This window comes from Pseudomonas mosselii (assembly GCF_019823065.1).
Taxonomy (GTDB): Bacteria; Pseudomonadota; Gammaproteobacteria; order Pseudomonadales; family Pseudomonadaceae; genus Aquipseudomonas; species Aquipseudomonas mosselii.
In genome coordinates, this window is sequence record NZ_CP081966.1 from 1,252,500 (window position 1) to 1,268,086 (window position 15,587).

A 15,587-nucleotide genomic window follows, 5' to 3' on the forward strand; every position below is an offset into this window, starting at 1 on the left:
TCATCCGCAGCGCCCCTTTTCAGTTCTGCGAGGAGGGATCAGTCGGTGGTGATCCGCGAATGCTGCTTGGTGTCCTTCATGGTCGCGTACACCAACAGCGAGCAAGCGATGCAGGCGGTGACGTACCAGTAGAAGCCGGTCTCCATGCCGATGCTCTTGAACCACAGGGCCACATACTCGGCGGTGCCGCCGAAGATCGACACGGTCAGCGCGTACGGCAGGCCGACGCCCAGGGCGCGGATTTCGGTCGGGAACAGTTCGGCCTTCACCACGGCGTTGATCGAGGTGTAGCCGCTGACGATGATCAGCGCGGCCATGATCAGGAAGAACGCGCCCCACCAGGTCTGGATGGTGTGCAGGGTGCTGAGGATCGGCACGGTGAAGAGGGTGCCGAGCACGCCGAAGGCGATCAGGATAGGGCGTCGGCCAATCTTGTCGGACAGCCCGCCGATCACCGGCTGCAGGCACATGAACAGGAACAGCGTGGCCGCCGAGATGGTGGTCGAGTCGCTGATGCTCATGCCCACGGTGTTGACCAGGTATTTCTGCATGTAGGTGGTGTAGGTGTAGAAGGCCAGGGTACCGCCCATGGTCAGACCGACCACGGTCATCAGCTCCTTGGGATGGCGCAGCAGGGTACGCATCAGGCTTTCCTTGGATTTTTCCTTCTTGGTGAAGGAGGCGGTCTCTTCCATGCCGCGGCGCAGGTACAGGGCGACCACCGCGCATAGCGCGCCGATCACGAACGGTACGCGCCAGCCCCAGGCATACAGCTCCTCGGTGGTCAGGGTGTTCTGCAGGACGATCAGCACCGCCAGGGCGATGAGCTGGCCCGAGATCAGGGTGACGTACTGGAAACTGGAGAAGAAGCCACGGCGTTCCTTGCTGGCCATCTCGCTGAGATAAGTGGCCGAGGTGCCGTACTCACCACCTACCGACAGGCCCTGCATCAGGCGGGCGATGACCAGCAGGATCGGCGCGGCGACGCCGATGGTCTCGTAGCCCGGCGTCAGGGCGATGACCAGGGAGCCTGCGCACATCAGCAGTACAGAGGCCATCAGTGCCGCCTTGCGGCCCTTGCGGTCGGCGTACAGGCCCATCAGCCAGCCGCCTATCGGGCGCATGAGGAAGCCCACGGCGAAGATCGCGGCGGTGTTGAGCAGTTGGGCGGTGGTGTCGCCGGCGGGGAAGAAGGCCTTGGCGAAGTACAGCGAAAATGCGGCGTAGACATACCAGTCGTACCATTCGACCATGTTGCCGATGGAGCCACTGAAGATCGATTTGAGGCGGCTGGCGGTGGACTTTTGCGCGGCGGGCGCAACGGCCGCCCCGGTGGGCAGAGTGCTGGCGTTATCCATCAGGGATACCTTCTCGTTGTTTTTGTGGAGCGCGCTCGAGGCGCAGCTTGAGAAGGGTTTTGCAGGAGGTGTGCCAGATGAGTGCGTGGTGATCCATTCGAGGGCATCGCGGGGCAAGCCCGCTCCCACGCAAAGCCTGTGCCGCCTGCGTTTCAAGGACCTTCGTGGGAGCGGGCTTGCCCCGCGATGAGGTGTGAAACAACGGCAACGGATAGGCGGTTTTCCGCTTGTTGTCCTGAAATACTGAGCAATAATCCGCTCATTCGCGCTCAAGAAAGTCCTCTCTCACCAACCCATGCCGCTGCATCTTTTCATTGAGTGTGCGCCGCGGCAGTTGCAAGGCCTCCATCACGCCCTTGATCTCACCCTTGTGCTGGCGCAGTGCCGCGCGCAGGCACTGGGCCTCGAACGCTTCCATCTGCTCGACCAGTGATTGCCCACCGGACTCGATCTCCAGGGCCGGCGAGCCCAGCCCCAAGGCATGCCGTTCGGCGGCATTGGCCAGCTCGCGCACATTGCCCGGCCAATCGTGAGCCAGCAGGCGCGCCAGTTGCACGCCGGTCAGCGGCGGGGCGCTGCGTCCGAGGCGTTCGGCGGCGGCGCGGGCGAAATGCTCGAACAGCAATGGGATGTCCTCGCGCCGCTCGCGCAGGGGCGCCAGTCTCAGTTCGGCGACGTTCAGGCGGTAGGCCAGGTCTTCGCGAAAGCGCCCGGCGCGGGCTTCCTCCAGCAAGTCCGGCTTGGTCGCGGCAATGATGCGCAAGTCGACGCTGATGCTCTGGTTGGCGCCCAGTCGCTCGAGCTTGTGTTCCTGGATCACCCGCAGCAGCTTGGCCTGCTGGGCCAGCGGCATGCTCTCGATTTCGTCGAGGAACACGGTGCCGCCATTGGCGTACTCCAGCTTGCCGATACGCTTGCCCTGGGCGCCGGTGAATGCGCCGCTCTCATGGCCGAACAGCTCGGCTTCGAAGAGCGTCTCGGGAATGGCCGCGCAGTTGAGGGCGACGAAGGGCTTGTCGGCGCGCGGGCCGAAGTCGTGCAGGCAGCGCGCCACGCGCTCCTTGCCGCTGCCGGTTTCGCCACGAATCAGCACGTTGACCGGCAGGCCGGCCAGCTCAAGCACCTGACGGCGCAGTTGCAACAAGCCTTGGGACATGCCCAGCAGGGTGTTCTCCAGTTGTGCCTTGAGGTCGGCCTGTTCATGCAGGCGGCGGTTCTCCAGGACCAGCTGGCGCTTTTCCAGGGCCCGGCGCAGGCTGCCCATCAGGTGTTGCGGGGTGAACGGTTTCTCCAGGAAGTCATAGGCGCCATTGCGCATGGCTTCCACCGCCATGGGCACGTCGCCATGGCCGGTGAGCAGGATCACCGGCAGGTCGGGATTGCTTGCCTGCAACCGTTCGAGCAGCTGCAAGCCGGACATACCGGGCATGCGCACGTCGCTGAGGATCACCCCGGGGAAGTGCGGCTCGAGCCTGTCCAGGCAGTCCTCGGCGCGGGCGAACAGCTGCACGTTGAAGCCCGACAGGCTCAGCCACTGTTCCACCGCGGTGCGGATGCTCGCTTCGTCGTCGACGACGATCACCGAATTCAACATACAGGCTCCAGGTCGCGCGGCAGGGTGAGGCTGAAGCGGGCACCGCCCGGCAGGTTCTCGACCTGCAGGCGACCACCGGCGTCGATGACGATGCCATAGGAGATGGCCAGGCCCAGCCCCAGCCCCTCACCGACCGGCTTGGTGGTGAAGAACGGATCGAAGACCCGGTCCAGGTCGCAGTCGAGGATACCACCACCGGAATCGAGCACGCTCAGGCGCCACTGCGCATCGTCGGCCTCGATGCGGATCTCCAGGCGTTTGTAACGCTTGTCGGCCATGGCGTCGATGGCGTTGCGCAGCAGGTTGATCAGCACCTGCTCCAGGCGGATCGCGTCGCCGCGGACCCAGGCCGGGCGTGCCAGGTACAGCGCCACTTCGACGCCTTCGGCACGGATGCGGGTGTCCAGCAGGTGCAGCGCCTGGTCGACCACCGTGGCCAGGTCCAGGCGCTCGCGCAGGCCGCCGGGGCTGTTGCGGGCGAAGGTCTTCAGGTGGCCGGTGAGCGCGGCCATGCGGCTCAGCATCTGCTCCAGAGGCTCCAAGGCCTGGCGCGCTTCGTCATGGCGGCCATGGTCGAGCAGCAGGCGCAGGGTTTCCAATTGCATGCGCTGGGTGGTCAGCGGCTGGTTGATTTCATGGGCCAGGGCTGCCGACATCTGCCCCAGCGCCGCCAGCTTGGCTGACTGCACCAGGCCTTCCTGGGCGGTATGCAGCTCGCGGGTGCGCTCTTCGACCAGGCGCTTGAGCTCTTGTCGGCTGCGTTGGCGCAGTCGGGCCAGGCGCAGGCGCTGGCTGACGAACAGTGCGGCGAACACCAGGCTCAGCCAGATGGCCGCGGCGGCGAGGGCGGCGTTGCGCCCGTCCTCGGCGACCTGTGGCTTGCGCAGCAGGTGCAGGGTCCAGCCTTCGGCCTCCAGCGGCAGGCGCTCCCACAGGTACTCGGCGGTGCCATCCGGGCCCTGGACGCGGGTCAGGTGGCTGGTGTCGGTGAAGCGGGTCAGGACCTGGTGCTGCAGGGGCACCAGCGGTTGCTTGTCATACTGGCGGGTTTCGGCCAGCTCGGCGCGGTCGGCGCCGGACAGCGGTTGCAGCTCACGGTAGCGCCAACCGTCCTGATTGGCGATGAAAGTGATGCCGCGGGCATCGCTGACCAGCAGGATATCGCTGCCTTGGCGCCACTCGCGCTCGAGCTCCGGGAACTCCAGCTTGACCACCATGGCGCCGAGGAAGCGGCCGTGTTCGTCGTCTACCGCGCTGGACAGGAAGTAGCCCGGCACGCCGCTGGTCACGCCGACCGCGTAGAAGCGGCCGCTGCCCTGGCTGCGGGTCTGCTTGAAATAGGGGCGAAAGCCGTAGTTGGAACCGACATAGGTGGTCGGCAGGCGCCAGTTGCTGGCGGCGATGGCCAGGCCCGTGCGGTCGAGCAGCTCCAGGGTGGAGGAGTTGGCGGCGCCGTTGATGCGTTCGAGCTTGCGGTTCAGGGCGTCCTGCACCGGCTCGGTGACTGGGCCGCGCAGGGCTGCAATCAGCTCTGGATCCAGCGCCAGCACTGCGGGCAGGGCGCGGTAGCGCTCAATCAGAGTGTGCAGGGCGTTGGCGTACAACCCCAGTTGTTCGCTGGCCCGGCGGGCGTCGGTTTCCATGGCCTGGCGCTTGGCCTGGTGCATGGCCCAGCCGGCGCTGAGGGTGGTGCCGACCAGGATCAGCAGGATGATCAAACCCAGGCGCAGGGCGCGGAAGGATGAGGGCATGGGGCGGATCCGGGATCTTGGTTGTCTGTGCCAGCCTTATCGCGGGGCAAGCCCGCTCCCACAGGATTGCAGAGGGTCCTGTGGAAGCCGGCTTGCCTCGCGAAGGGGCCGATCCTGCTTAACGCAGCTCGAAGCTCTGTTGCTGTACCGCCTGCGAGTCGAGGCCGATCTGGACATTGAACTGGCCAGCCTCGGCGACGTGCTGCAGTTGGCCATTGTAGAACTTCAGGTCCTGCTCACTGATGTCGAAGGTCAAGGTTCGCGCTTCGCCTGCCTTGAGCATCAGTTTCTGGAAGTTCTTCAATTCCTTGACCGGGCGGCTCATCGACGCGCTCTGGTCCTGGATATACAGCTGCACCACGGTCTCGCCGTCACGCTTGCCGGTGTTCTTCACCGTCACCTTGGCCTGCAGGGTGTCGCCACGCTTGAGTGCCTTCTGCGACAGCGCCAGCCCCGACAGCTCGAAACGGGTGTAGCTCAGGCCGTAGCCGAACGGGTACAGCGGGCCGTTCGGCTCCTCGAAGTACTGCGAGGTGTAGTTGCCCGGCTTGCCCGGGGTGAACGGGCGGCCGATGCGCATGTGGTTGTAGTACATCGGGATCTGCCCGACCGAGCGCGGGAAGGTGATGGCCAGGCGACCGGACGGGTTGTAGTCGCCGAACAGCACGTCGGCGATGGCGTTGCCGCCCTCGGTACCGCTGAACCAAGTCTCGAGGATGGCATCGGCCTGTTCGCGCTCCCAGGCGATCGACAGCGGGCGGCCGTTCATCAGCACCAGCACCAGGGGCTTGCCGGTGGCCTTCAGCGCCTTGATCAGGTCACGTTGTACCGCTGGGATTTCCAGGGTGGTACGGCTCGACGATTCGTGGGACATGCCACGGGACTCGCCGACCACGGCCACCACCACATCCGCCTGCTTGGCCGCCTTGACCGCTTCGTCGATCAGCACGGCGGCGGGACGTGGGTCATCGACGATTTCCGGCGCGTCGAAGTTGAGGAAGTTCAGGTAGTCGAACATGGCCTTGTCGCCGGTCACGTTCGAACCCTTGGCGTAGACCAGTTTGGCCTTGCCTTCGACTGCGCGGCGCAGCCCCTCGCGCACGGTGACCGAATGCTGCGGTTTACCGTCAGCGGCCCAGCTGCCCATCATGTCGATCGGCGCGTCGGCCAGGGGGCCGACCAGGGCGATGGTGCCGGACTTCTTCAGCGGCAGGGTCTGCTCGCGGTTTTCCAGCAGCACCAGGCCACGGCGTGCCACGTCGCGAGCGGCGTCACGGTGCAGGCGGTCTTCGGCGTAATAGTCCTTCAGGTCGGTATCGGCCTTGGGAATGCGTACATAGGGGTCCTTGAACAGCCCCATGTCGTACTTGGCGCCCAGCACTTCGCGCACTGCCTGGTCCAGCTCGGCCTGGCTGACTTCGCCGGACTTCAGCAGCCCCGGCAGCTCTTCGCCGTAGAGCGTGTCGTTCATGCTCATGTCGATGCCGGCCTTGATCGCCAGCTTGGCCGCTTCCCGGCCGTCGCGGGCCACGCCATGGCGGATCAGTTCCTGGATGGCGCCGTGGTCGCTGATGGTCACACCCTTGAAGCCCCACTCCTTGCGCAGCAGGTCGTTCATCAGCCAGGTGTTGGAGGTGGCCGGCACGCCGTTGATTGAGTTCAGCGCGACCATTACCCCGCCGGCACCGGCGTCGAGCGCTGCGCGGTAGGGTGGCAAGTAGTCGTTGTACATCTTCGGCAGGCTCATATCGACCGTGTTGTAGTCGCGCCCGCCCTCGACCGCGCCGTAGAGGGCGAAGTGCTTGACGATAGCCATGATGCTGTCGGCGTTGGCCGGGCTCGAGCCCTGGAACGACTTGACCATCACCTGACCGATCCTCGAGGTCAGGTAGGTGTCCTCGCCGAAGCCCTCGCTGGTGCGGCCCCAGCGCGGGTCGCGGGCGATATCGACCATCGGCGCGAAGGTCATGTCCAGGGAATCGGCGGCGGCCTCGATGGCCGAGGTGCGGCCGACCTTGGCGATGGCATCCATGTCCCAGGACGAGGCAAGGCCCAAGCCGATCGGGAAAATGGTGCGCTCGCCGTGGATGGTGTCGTAGGCGAAGAACATCGGGATCTTCAGGCGGCTGCGCATGGCCGCGTCCTGCATCGGCCGGTTCTCGGGGGCGGTGCGCGAGTTGAAGGTGCCACCGATGCGTCCGGCGGCGATTTCCTCGCGGATCTTGTCGCGGGGCATCTCGGGGCCGATGCTGATCAGGCGCAACTGGCCGATTTTCTCGGCCTCGGTCATCTGGCCGACCAGGTGGTCGATGAACGCCTGCTTGTCTTGCAGGGGCGCGGCGGTGGGGGCGGCAAGGGCCGCCTGACTGGCAAGGCCCATGGCCAGGCCCAGCAAAGACAGTTTCATCATCAATTCCGTTGTCGAGTGATAAGCGGCTGGTCGAGACGTTTCGTACGCTTGTAGCTGTCGCGTCCGCTGGCGGTTCTGTGGATCATTCATCCATGATCCAGCGCAGTCGCGGATTATGCCTTATATGAAGCGCTTGTTGAGATACACTCTCGCCCACCCGATTGCCGGGATAACAACGATAAGAACGCTCGAGAGACGATGGCATGACCGAATACGAACAGCGCCAGATCGCCGAGGCGATCGCCCGCGCCGAGCGGCGTACCGATGCGGAGCTGGTGACCGTGCTGGCCCGCCGCGCCGACGACTTTCCCTACCTGCCGTTACTCTGGGCCGCCCTTCTGGCCTTGCTGATCCCCGGCGCATTGCACCTGTGGCTGGGCGGTATCGGCGTCAATGGCCTGCTGCTGGCGCAGATGCTGACCTTCATCAGCCTGTGCCTGCTGCTGCGCCATCCGCGTCTGGCGGCCTGGGTGGTGCCGTCGGTGCTGCGGCGCCGACGTGCCTCGGGCCTGGCCCGCCAGCAGTTTCTTGAACTCAATCTACAGCGTACCGCCGGTGCCACCGGGGTGTTGATCTTCGTCAGCGAAGCCGAGCGTCATGTCGAGATCCTGGTTGACGAAGGCATTGCCCGACACCTGCCGGAGCAGGCACGCGAGGCGATTGTTGCCCGCTTCACCGAGCAGGTGCGCCTGGGTCATACCCTGCAGGGTTTCGTCGAATGCATCGAGGCCTGCGGCGAGCTGCTCAGCGAACACGTGCCGCCCACCCATGCGCGCAACGAGCTGCCCAACCGCCTGGTGATTCTCGACTGAGTCTGATCAGACCGGAGGCGAGTCGCAGCGGGCTTGCCCCGCAAACACCGGTGAAGCCGGTGCATTACGCCGGGTGCTGGTTTCGTGAGGATCACCATCGACGTAGAATGCCGGGCATTGCGCATTGCGCCCCCGCATTCCGAGGCACCCGTTCCCATGTCGTCCCCTTCTTCAGCCCCCACCGCGCCGGACGCGCGTGCCCAGTTCCTGAACCTGCTCGCCGACGCCCTGGCCGATGGCAGCCTGAGCAAGCTGGTGTTGGCCCGCCATGTCGGCGCCGACCAGACCCTGCAGCGGATCATCGCCAAACCGGTGCAGATCAAGGGGCAGGCCTGCCTGTCGCTGGTCTACCGTCATCAGACCCGCGACATCACCCGCAACCTGGGGCTGGACCCGGCGCTGGCGCTGGTGACCGAGCTGCTGCCGGAAAGCTTTCGCAACGCGCACCTGTTCACCGCCGCCGGCGAGGTGCAACTGGAATTCAGCAAGAAGGGCAAGCCGATGCTGCGCCGCCACCTGGCCCAGCCGACGCCACGCGAGACCGGGGCTGGCGGGCACGACCGCGAAAAGAAGCGCTACCTGGAACTGTCGCGACCGTTCCTGCGCGACCTGGGGGTGACCGACGGTCAAGGTGCGCTGATCCCCTCGATGTCGCGCAAGTGGAAGCAGATCAACAAGTTCATCGAAGTCTTCGACCATGCCTTGAGCAGCGCGCCGGTGAGTGCGCAACAGACGCTCAAAGTCGCCGACTTCGGCTCGGGCAAGGGCTACTTGACCTTCGCCATGCACGATTACCTGCGCAATACCCTAGGGCGTGAGGCGCAGGTCACCGGTGTCGAATTGCGCGCGGACATGGTCGAGCTGTGCAACGCCGCCGCCGCTCGCCTGGAGCATCCGGGCCTGGTGTTCGAATGCGGTGATGTGCGCAGCGTGGTGCCTGAAGCCATCGACGTGATGATCGCCCTGCATGCCTGCGACATTGCCACCGACTACGCCATCCATACCGGCATTCGCTGCAAGGCCGCGATCATCATGTGCTCGCCGTGTTGCCACAAGCAGGTTCGTCCGCAACTGCGCAGCCCCGGCCTGTTGCAACCGATGCTGCAATACGGGCTGCACCTGGGGCAGCAGGCTGAAATGCTCACTGACAGCCTGCGGGCACTCTATCTTGAGGCCTGTGGCTACGAGACCAAGGTGTTCGAATTCATCTCGCTCGAGCACACCAACAAGAACAAGATGATTCTTGCGGTCAAGCGCCGACAGCCCCAGGACAATGCGGCGCTGCTGGAGAAGATCGCCGAGCTCAAGGCGTTCTATGGGATACGCGAGCATTGCCTGGAAACCCTGCTGCAGGCGGATGGCCTGATCGCTGGGTGATCGACCTCGCCTGGACCTACAGCACCTTCCCCGTTTCGGTTAGGCCGTTTCCGAAAGAGCTTTTCTGAGTATGTTGCAGCCTTCCTGGCACCTAGTCTGGCTTGTGGTGACGCCCGTCGGCGTTACTGGGTTGTCACTTGACAACCTTCTTCCCATGCCCATACTGGAGCTCAATCGATGGCCCGTCCCCTCCATCCAAACAAGGAAGTCGAGCAGTCCTTGGCACACGCTGAGGCGCAGGGCTGGAAAGTCACGGTGCGGGGCGGCCACTGCTGGGGGCGGATCTATTGCCCCAACAACGACCGCGAATGCCGCTGTGGCGAGTTCTGCATCACCAGCGTGTGGAGCACACCCAGAAATCCGGGCACCTTCGCTCGCCAGTTGCGCCGGGTCGTGGACAACTGCACATCGATGCGCGGGATCGTCAAACAGCCAGTGGAGCGAAAGTGATGGAGTACGAATTCACCCTCAAGTACCAATTGCACGACGGTGTGGACGTCGATGCACTGATCGAGCTTCTGGGAGAGGCCGGTTGCGATGACGCGGTGGTCGGTAGTGGTCAGCCCGGACGCCTGGCCCTGGCTTTCTCCCGCGAGGGCAAGACTGCGCGGGAAGCGGTGCACAGCGCCCTGGAGAATGTCCGGCAGGTCTTGCCGGAGGCCCGCCTGATCGAAGCCAGTCCTGACCTGGTCGGCCTGACCGATGTGGCGACGCTGGTGGGGGTGTCCCGACAGAACATGCGCAAGCTCATGCTCACGCATCACCGCACTTTCCCGGCCCCGGTGCATGACGGCAGCCTTTCGCTCTGGCACCTGGCCGACATCCTGGCCTGGATGCAGGAACGTGGTACCCACGCCGTGGGCCAGGCGCTTCACGAACTGGCTGTCGTGGCGATGCAGGTGAATGTCGCCAGGGCCCAGGAACGGGTGGCGAGTGGCAGGTGATGCAGTCCTTTGCATCATCGCCGTTGGACAGACTCAGAAGAACCGGGTCACGCTGATCTTGGCATTGCGCCCTTGGGTATAGGCGTTCTCGCCTGACAATTCCGGTCGGATTGCCTTGTTGAACAGGTTGTCCACGGTCAGGTTGACCTCGGTGCCCTTGAGGTACGGCTGTTGGGGTTTCCAGTTGGCGAACAGGCCGTGAATTTCGTACTTCTCGTTGCCGAAGTTGTCGTAGTAGCGGTCACCGAGGGCGCTGGCCGGGCCCTCGAAGTATTTGTCACTGGGCAGGTGGCGGGTGGCGCCGACGAATTGTGCGGTCCAGCCGACACGGGCGTCCCAGGACGGAATCTTGACCCCCAGGGTGGTGATCCATTTCGGCGCCGGCACATCCTTGGCCCATACGTCGGGGCCCCAAGGGTTGGTATAGGCGCCCTCATGGCGACCTTCCATCCAGGCGTACGATACCGCGCCGAACAGGTAGGTGGAATCGTAGAACGTCTCGATCTCGAAGCCCTTGTACTCCACGTCGCCGATGTTGCGGTAGTTGCCCATCAGGCCACCGCCGCAGGTGTTGGCGATGCTGCCGCCAGTGACCAGTTGCTCCTGGCAGCCGACGCCAGTGGCCTTGAAGATCTCGTCGGTGATCTTGTTGCGGAACAAGGTCGTGCGTACCTGGGCGCTGTCGCCCTGAACAAACACGTTGGAGAAATCACTGATGCTGCCCACGCGCACGCCGGTAATGCGTTCCGGGTCAAGGTCGCGGCTGGTGGACGTGCGGCTTCCCACGCCTTGCACCTCGTACTGCTCATCCAGCACGGGGGCGCGCCAGGTCTTGCTGTAGTCGGCAAACAGCACGGTCTGTTCGGTGGCCTTCCAGAACAGCGACAGGCGTGGCGACCAGCCGCTGTAGGTCTTGTCGCTGTAGTCGTGGCCGGCGGCCGGGTTGTTGTAGTAGGGCGCCTGGTTGGGCTTGCCCTCGTTGGTGACGTGGTCATAGCGCAATGACGGAGTGATGGTCACGCTGCCCAGGGTGACGGCGTCCTGCAGGTAGTAGCCCTGGCTGTGGACCTGGCCGCTGGGCATGAAGTAGGGCTGGTAGTGGCCATAGTTGTACTTGGGCACTTCATAGGTCTTGCCGGGCATCCACATCTGCGTGTCGCGATCGTGGCGACGAAGCTGTACGCCAGCGGTAAGCGCATGCTCCAGCGGTCCAGTAAGGAAGGTGCTGGTGTTCTTCACATCGAGCATGCGGTCCTTGTACTCGGTGTCCATCTTGCGACCACCGGTGGCCGGCTGGAAGAACGCCGTGGCTTCACGCTCGTCGGTCTGCTTGGTGTCGGACTCGGAGTATTTCACCTGCAAATCGACCCACGGATTCTCGATGGGCTGGTACTTGTAGGTGGCCGACCAGGTGGTGTCGATGGTGGTGCGATAGGCCAGGAAGCGTTTGAGAGAGCCTTCGTAGCCATACTTCTTGATGTCCGCGGCCGAGGGTGGCGCCGGGTAGGCGGTGGCGGCGAAGGTGGTCCAGCGGTCGGTTTCGGAGCGCGAGTAGGAAAGGCCCAGGCTGTGCTCGTCGGTGAAGTGGACGTTGCCCTTGAGCAGCATGCCGTCCAGGTCCAAGGCGCTGTAGGGCACGCGCTTGGGGTTGACCGGCCACTGGTTGTTCGGGTCCGGCAGGTTGTCGGCCATTTTCAGGTTGCCGCCGTCGCGTTTGGTGTAATAGACCAGGCCGTCGAAGCGCCTGTCATCGCTGCGGCCGAACAGCGCCGAGCTGTAGATCTGCTGATGGTCGTTGCTGGCGTAGCCATATTTGAGCATGGCGCCACTGTCGCGACCTTCCTGCAGCAGGTCGCCGGCGTCCTTGGTCTGCATGTTGACGCTGCCGCCGAAGCCGCCGTTGCCGGTCTTCACCGAATGGGGACCCTTGTCCACCTCGATGTGCTTGATCAGTTCCGGCTCGATGAAGATCGTGCCTTGCTGGTAACGCTCGAAGCCGCTCTTGGGCGCGCCATCAAGGGTCATCGGCACGTCCTCGGCGTCGCCCAGGCCCCAGATGTTGATGGTCTGGCCGCCGGGTTTGGCCGAGCCGCCCATGTTCACGCCGGGCAAGGTGGCCAGTACGCTGGGGATGTTGTTCGGTTGGTAGCGGTCGATCTGTTCCTGGTCGAGGGTCGAGCGTCCGACGTTGCCGGGCTCCACCTGCTTGCCGTCGCCGACGATGCTCAAGGCGCCGAGCTGGATGCTGTTGTCGGCACTCGGGGCGTCCTCGCGCAGGCGTACCACGTAGGTGTTGCCCATGCGCACGACACTGAAGCGGCTGCCCACCAGCAGGCGCCCGATGGCCGCCTCGGCCTCGAAATCTCCCTTGAGTGCCGGTGCCTGTGCGCTGCCGAGCAGGGCCTCGTCGAACAGCAACTGGACCTTGGCCTGCTGGGCCAGCTGACTCAACGAACGGGCCAGCGGTTGTGCAGGCAGGTCGAAGGGTACCGGCGCGGCTTCAGCGGCCAGGCTCATGGCCAGGCACAGGGCCAGCAGGGTGGGTCGGGCAGGCAGGCAGTGCAATGGACGCAACGCGGACAACATGGATTCCCCCAAACGGCAAAAGGCCGGAAAAAGCCCGCCATCAAACAGCAGGCGGGGAGGAAGACGCGGCGTTGCGATAAAACCTCACCTGCGAATGATAAAAATTCTCAAATTATTTTTTAACGCCGCTCGATGCGCAGGCGCCCATCGGCGAGCAAGGTTGTCTTGACCGGCAACAGCGCAGGCAGGGCATTGAGCAGGGCGTCCGGATCGCGCACGTCGAGGTTGCCGGACACCTTGTAGCGGCCGAGCGCCGGATCGGCCAGCACCACCGGCTGCTGGCGATACAGGCCGAGCTCGTCGACCAGGCTGGCCAGCTCGCGGTTGCGGAAGCTCACATGGCCTTCGCGCCAGTCGGCGACCTGCTGCTCACCGAGTTCGTGGCGGGTCAGGCTGCCGCGCGCCAGGTCGTAGGTGACGCCCTGTCGGGCACCGAGCAGCACGGGTGGTTGTCGCTCACCCGGCGTATCGAACGCCACCTGACCGTGGGCGACCGCCACCACCAGTTCGCGCTCGCCACGGCGCAGGTCGAAGCCGGTACCGACCACGCGCACCTGGCCGCTGCCGGCGTCGACGAACAGGGGGCGCTCCTTGTCGGGTGCCACCTCGATGTACAACTGGCCGTGGTCGAGATGGATCAGTCGGCGCTCGGCGCTGAAGTCCAGGCGCAGGCGAGTCTGGGCGTTGACGAAGAGCTGGCTGCCGTCGGGCAGTTGCAGGGGCTGCAGGGCCTGGCCGGCGGCGATGTACTGGCTGAAGGCGGTGCTGCCCGCCCCCAGATTGCCCGCCAGCACCGCACAGAGCAGGGCCGCCGCGGCTGCCAGGGCCGGGCGCCAGCGTGGCGTGCGGCGCATCGGCAAGGGCACGGGGCGGTTGGCCTGTTTGAGCGCGGCCAGGTCATCCCACAACTGTTCGAACTGACGATAGGCACGGGTGTGCTCGGGCGTCTGCATCCACAGGGCGAAGGCCTTGCGCTCCTGGCGCGACGGCTGGTTGCGGTTGCGGCTGAACCAGCTCGCCGCCTGGGCGTCGATCGGGCGCGGGTCGAGCTCGTCGGTGGGGGTCATGGGAACTGCTCCGTGCCGTTGTCACTGTCCAGGCGTTGCTTGCATTGCAGCAGGGCGGCGGCGATGTGCTTCTCGACCATGCTGACGGAAATGTTCATGCGTTCGGCGATCTGGGCCTGGGTCAGGCCTTCGAAACGGTGGAGCATAAGGGCTTCGCGGCGTCGCGGCGAGAGTTCGGCGAGCACCTGGCGCAATTGATTCAGTCGTTGCTGCTGCTGGGCGTGATCCAGCGGGTCATTGGCGGACGTGTCATGGGCCTCGGGCAGGGTGTCGTCGGCCAAAACCGCGTGGCGGACTTTTTGCCGTCGCCAATGGTCGCTCAGCAGGTTGCGCGCCACCTGGAACAGGAACGCGCGCGGCTGTTCCACCTTGGCCCGGTCCCGATAGCCCAGCCACTGGGCGAACACATCCTGGGTCATGTCTGCGGCATCGCTGGCATTGTTCATGTGCTTGCGCAGGAAATGCAGGATGTCGGCATAGAAACCGTGGGCGACAGGGTCGGGCTTGGGGCGCTGCATGCACGCTTTCCGGGCTGGCGTGGAGGAAAGGGTGCGGATCTTATCGAGAATTATTTACATTTGCAAAGTGGCCGATTCAATGCCGACGAGCGTGGCTGGCGGGTACGGCAATCGCCAGCTCAGCCAACCCCAAGGGATGACTGGTTGAATCGAAGAAATGCAGTGAAACCTGGTCAAGGTCGGCGAAACGGTCGATAAAGTGTTGCTTCTGGTTGATGATCGACGCCTCGCTCAATGGTCGGATGGCGATTGACAAGTGCCGTGGCCGTGCCTGACGGATGGCCTCGAGCAGGTGCTGGTCGCTGGCATCCAGGTGTTGGCCGAACAGGCACAGGCCACCCTGTTCGCGGGCCAGCTGGCCCAGGCTCCAGGACAGGTAGTCCGAGTGGCGGATGGCGCGTAGCTTGTCGTCACTGCGGCTCTCGTTGACGAACAGCGGCACTTCGCCAGGGATGTTGACGGCGAAGCCTTCGAGCAGCTCGGCCTGTTCCGCGCCGCGCTGGCGGGTGCTGCCGTCGGGTAGTTTAAGCAGGTGCATGCCGCCATGCAGGTGCAGCACGCGGATGCCTTCTACCTCGCTGCGGCGCACATCGAAGAAACCCTGCTCGTCGAACAGGCTGGCAAAACCTTGCGCATCCTGGGCCACGGCCCAGGGCAGGATCAGGTCGTAGTTGCTGGTGTAGACGGTACGGTACTGGCGCAGCGCCTGGTTGATGGCCGTGCGCGTCGCGGCGGGGAACAGCGGCCAGGGCAGGTGCACGGCACGCACCGCGTGGATCAGCGCCTCCTTGATCGAGTAGTAGCGGTTCAGCGGTGCGGTGGAGTTGATCGCCAGCGCGGCATTGGCCCGTACCGTGGTGTTCAGGGTGCTGAGCACCGGCTCGAACAGCTCGCTACCCAAAGCCTTGAACAGCGCCTGGTCGCTCACCCCCAGCGCCTTGTGCCGTACCTGCTGGGCTTGCTCGAACAACGAGAAGTAGCCGAACGGCTTCCACAGCGCGCGACTGGCGCCGTTGCCCAGCAGCAGGGCGGTGCAGGGGTGGCGCTGGTTGAGGTCGGCCCAGGAGGGCAGGTGGGCGTCGAGTGCGGGCATGGGTGGTCCGTTGGGTGGGGCGGAAACGCCAGGGACTTTAGCATGTCATGCAGAGTGTGCGAGGCTTGCGCCTTCAA

General features: G+C 64.7%; 12 protein-coding genes. 4 read left to right on the forward strand and 8 right to left on the reverse strand.

Features of this window, described 5'->3' with window-relative positions:
- Positions 1-38 precede the first annotated feature (38 nt).
- The 4 genes from K5H97_RS05625 to bglX all read right to left on the reverse strand — a co-directional run bounded on the left by K5H97_RS05625 (position 39) and on the right by bglX (position 7,113).
- Positions 39-1,358, reverse strand: coding sequence for an MFS transporter (locus K5H97_RS05625; RefSeq protein ID WP_028690189.1), 1,320 nt, complete (start codon positions 1,356-1,358; stop codon positions 39-41).
- Between the two features lie 259 nt (positions 1,359-1,617).
- Positions 1,618-2,952 carry a sigma-54-dependent transcriptional regulator gene (locus tag K5H97_RS05630; protein ID WP_028690188.1) on the reverse strand — a complete coding sequence of 445 codons (1,335 nt, stop codon included), beginning with the start codon at positions 2,950-2,952 and terminating at the stop codon, positions 1,618-1,620.
- A complete protein-coding gene (locus K5H97_RS05635) occupies positions 2,946-4,703 on the reverse strand; it encodes an ATP-binding protein (protein WP_028690187.1) in 1,758 nt (585 codons plus the stop codon). The genes K5H97_RS05630 and K5H97_RS05635 overlap by 7 nt, the downstream gene beginning before the upstream one ends.
- A gap of 118 nt (positions 4,704-4,821) precedes the next feature.
- A complete protein-coding gene (gene bglX / locus K5H97_RS05640; RefSeq protein ID WP_028690186.1) occupies positions 4,822-7,113 on the reverse strand; it encodes a beta-glucosidase BglX in 2,292 nt (763 codons plus the stop codon).
- Between the two features lie 203 nt (positions 7,114-7,316).
- Here bglX and K5H97_RS05645 point away from each other — a divergent pair, with 203 nt between their 5' ends.
- The 4 genes from K5H97_RS05645 to K5H97_RS05660 all read left to right on the forward strand — a co-directional run bounded on the left by K5H97_RS05645 (position 7,317) and on the right by K5H97_RS05660 (position 10,246).
- Positions 7,317-7,925, forward strand: coding sequence for a TPM domain-containing protein (locus K5H97_RS05645; RefSeq protein ID WP_028690185.1), 609 nt, complete (start codon positions 7,317-7,319; stop codon positions 7,923-7,925).
- Between the two features lie 156 nt (positions 7,926-8,081).
- Positions 8,082-9,302: a class I SAM-dependent methyltransferase gene (locus K5H97_RS05650; RefSeq protein WP_028690184.1), complete on the forward strand. Its 1,221-nt coding sequence runs from the start codon at positions 8,082-8,084 to the stop codon at positions 9,300-9,302.
- A gap of 177 nt (positions 9,303-9,479) precedes the next feature.
- Positions 9,480-9,752 carry a hypothetical protein gene (locus tag K5H97_RS05655; protein WP_028690183.1) on the forward strand — a complete coding sequence of 91 codons (273 nt, stop codon included), beginning with the start codon at positions 9,480-9,482 and terminating at the stop codon, positions 9,750-9,752.
- A complete protein-coding gene (locus K5H97_RS05660; RefSeq protein WP_028690182.1) occupies positions 9,752-10,246 on the forward strand; it encodes a helix-turn-helix transcriptional regulator in 495 nt (164 codons plus the stop codon). Before K5H97_RS05655 ends, K5H97_RS05660 begins: the two co-directional genes overlap by 1 nt.
- Before the next feature lie 33 nt (positions 10,247-10,279).
- On the opposite strand, the gene K5H97_RS05665 is transcribed toward K5H97_RS05660, so the two are convergent.
- The 4 genes from K5H97_RS05665 to K5H97_RS05680 all read right to left on the reverse strand — a co-directional run bounded on the left by K5H97_RS05665 (position 10,280) and on the right by K5H97_RS05680 (position 15,510).
- Entirely contained in the window at positions 10,280-12,832 is a 2,553-nt protein-coding gene (locus tag K5H97_RS05665; RefSeq protein WP_028690181.1) for a TonB-dependent receptor, read from the reverse strand.
- Between the two features lie 119 nt (positions 12,833-12,951).
- Entirely contained in the window at positions 12,952-13,899 is a 948-nt protein-coding gene (locus tag K5H97_RS05670; RefSeq protein WP_028690180.1) for a FecR family protein, read from the reverse strand.
- Positions 13,896-14,417 carry an RNA polymerase sigma factor gene (locus K5H97_RS05675; RefSeq protein ID WP_028690179.1) on the reverse strand — a complete coding sequence of 174 codons (522 nt, stop codon included), beginning with the start codon at positions 14,415-14,417 and terminating at the stop codon, positions 13,896-13,898. The genes K5H97_RS05670 and K5H97_RS05675 overlap by 4 nt, the downstream gene beginning before the upstream one ends.
- A 76-nt stretch (positions 14,418-14,493) precedes the next feature.
- Positions 14,494-15,510: a DUF4917 family protein gene (locus K5H97_RS05680; RefSeq protein WP_028690178.1), complete on the reverse strand. Its 1,017-nt coding sequence runs from the start codon at positions 15,508-15,510 to the stop codon at positions 14,494-14,496.
- Between the last annotated feature and the right edge of the window lie 77 nt (positions 15,511-15,587).

Bases quoted from the DNA above. Each gene is read 5' to 3' on its own strand.
- K5H97_RS05625 (WP_028690189.1), bottom strand. From the start codon at position 1,358: ATGGATAACGCCAGCACTCTGCCCACCGGGGCGGCCGTTGCGCCCGCC.
- K5H97_RS05630 (WP_028690188.1), bottom strand. From the start codon at position 2,952: ATGTTGAATTCGGTGATCGTCGTCGACGACGAAGCGAGCATCCGCACC.
- K5H97_RS05635 (WP_028690187.1), bottom strand. From the start codon at position 4,703: ATGCCCTCATCCTTCCGCGCCCTGCGCCTGGGTTTGATCATCCTGCTG.
- bglX (WP_028690186.1), bottom strand. From the start codon at position 7,113: ATGATGAAACTGTCTTTGCTGGGCCTGGCCATGGGCCTTGCCAGTCAG.
- K5H97_RS05645 (WP_028690185.1), top strand. From the start codon at position 7,317: ATGACCGAATACGAACAGCGCCAGATCGCCGAGGCGATCGCCCGCGCC.
- K5H97_RS05650 (WP_028690184.1), top strand. From the start codon at position 8,082: ATGTCGTCCCCTTCTTCAGCCCCCACCGCGCCGGACGCGCGTGCCCAG.
- K5H97_RS05655 (WP_028690183.1), top strand. From the start codon at position 9,480: ATGGCCCGTCCCCTCCATCCAAACAAGGAAGTCGAGCAGTCCTTGGCA.
- K5H97_RS05660 (WP_028690182.1), top strand. From the start codon at position 9,752: ATGGAGTACGAATTCACCCTCAAGTACCAATTGCACGACGGTGTGGAC.
- K5H97_RS05665 (WP_028690181.1), bottom strand. From the start codon at position 12,832: ATGTTGTCCGCGTTGCGTCCATTGCACTGCCTGCCTGCCCGACCCACC.
- K5H97_RS05670 (WP_028690180.1), bottom strand. From the start codon at position 13,899: ATGACCCCCACCGACGAGCTCGACCCGCGCCCGATCGACGCCCAGGCG.
- K5H97_RS05675 (WP_028690179.1), bottom strand. From the start codon at position 14,417: ATGCAGCGCCCCAAGCCCGACCCTGTCGCCCACGGTTTCTATGCCGAC.
- K5H97_RS05680 (WP_028690178.1), bottom strand. From the start codon at position 15,510: ATGCCCGCACTCGACGCCCACCTGCCCTCCTGGGCCGACCTCAACCAG.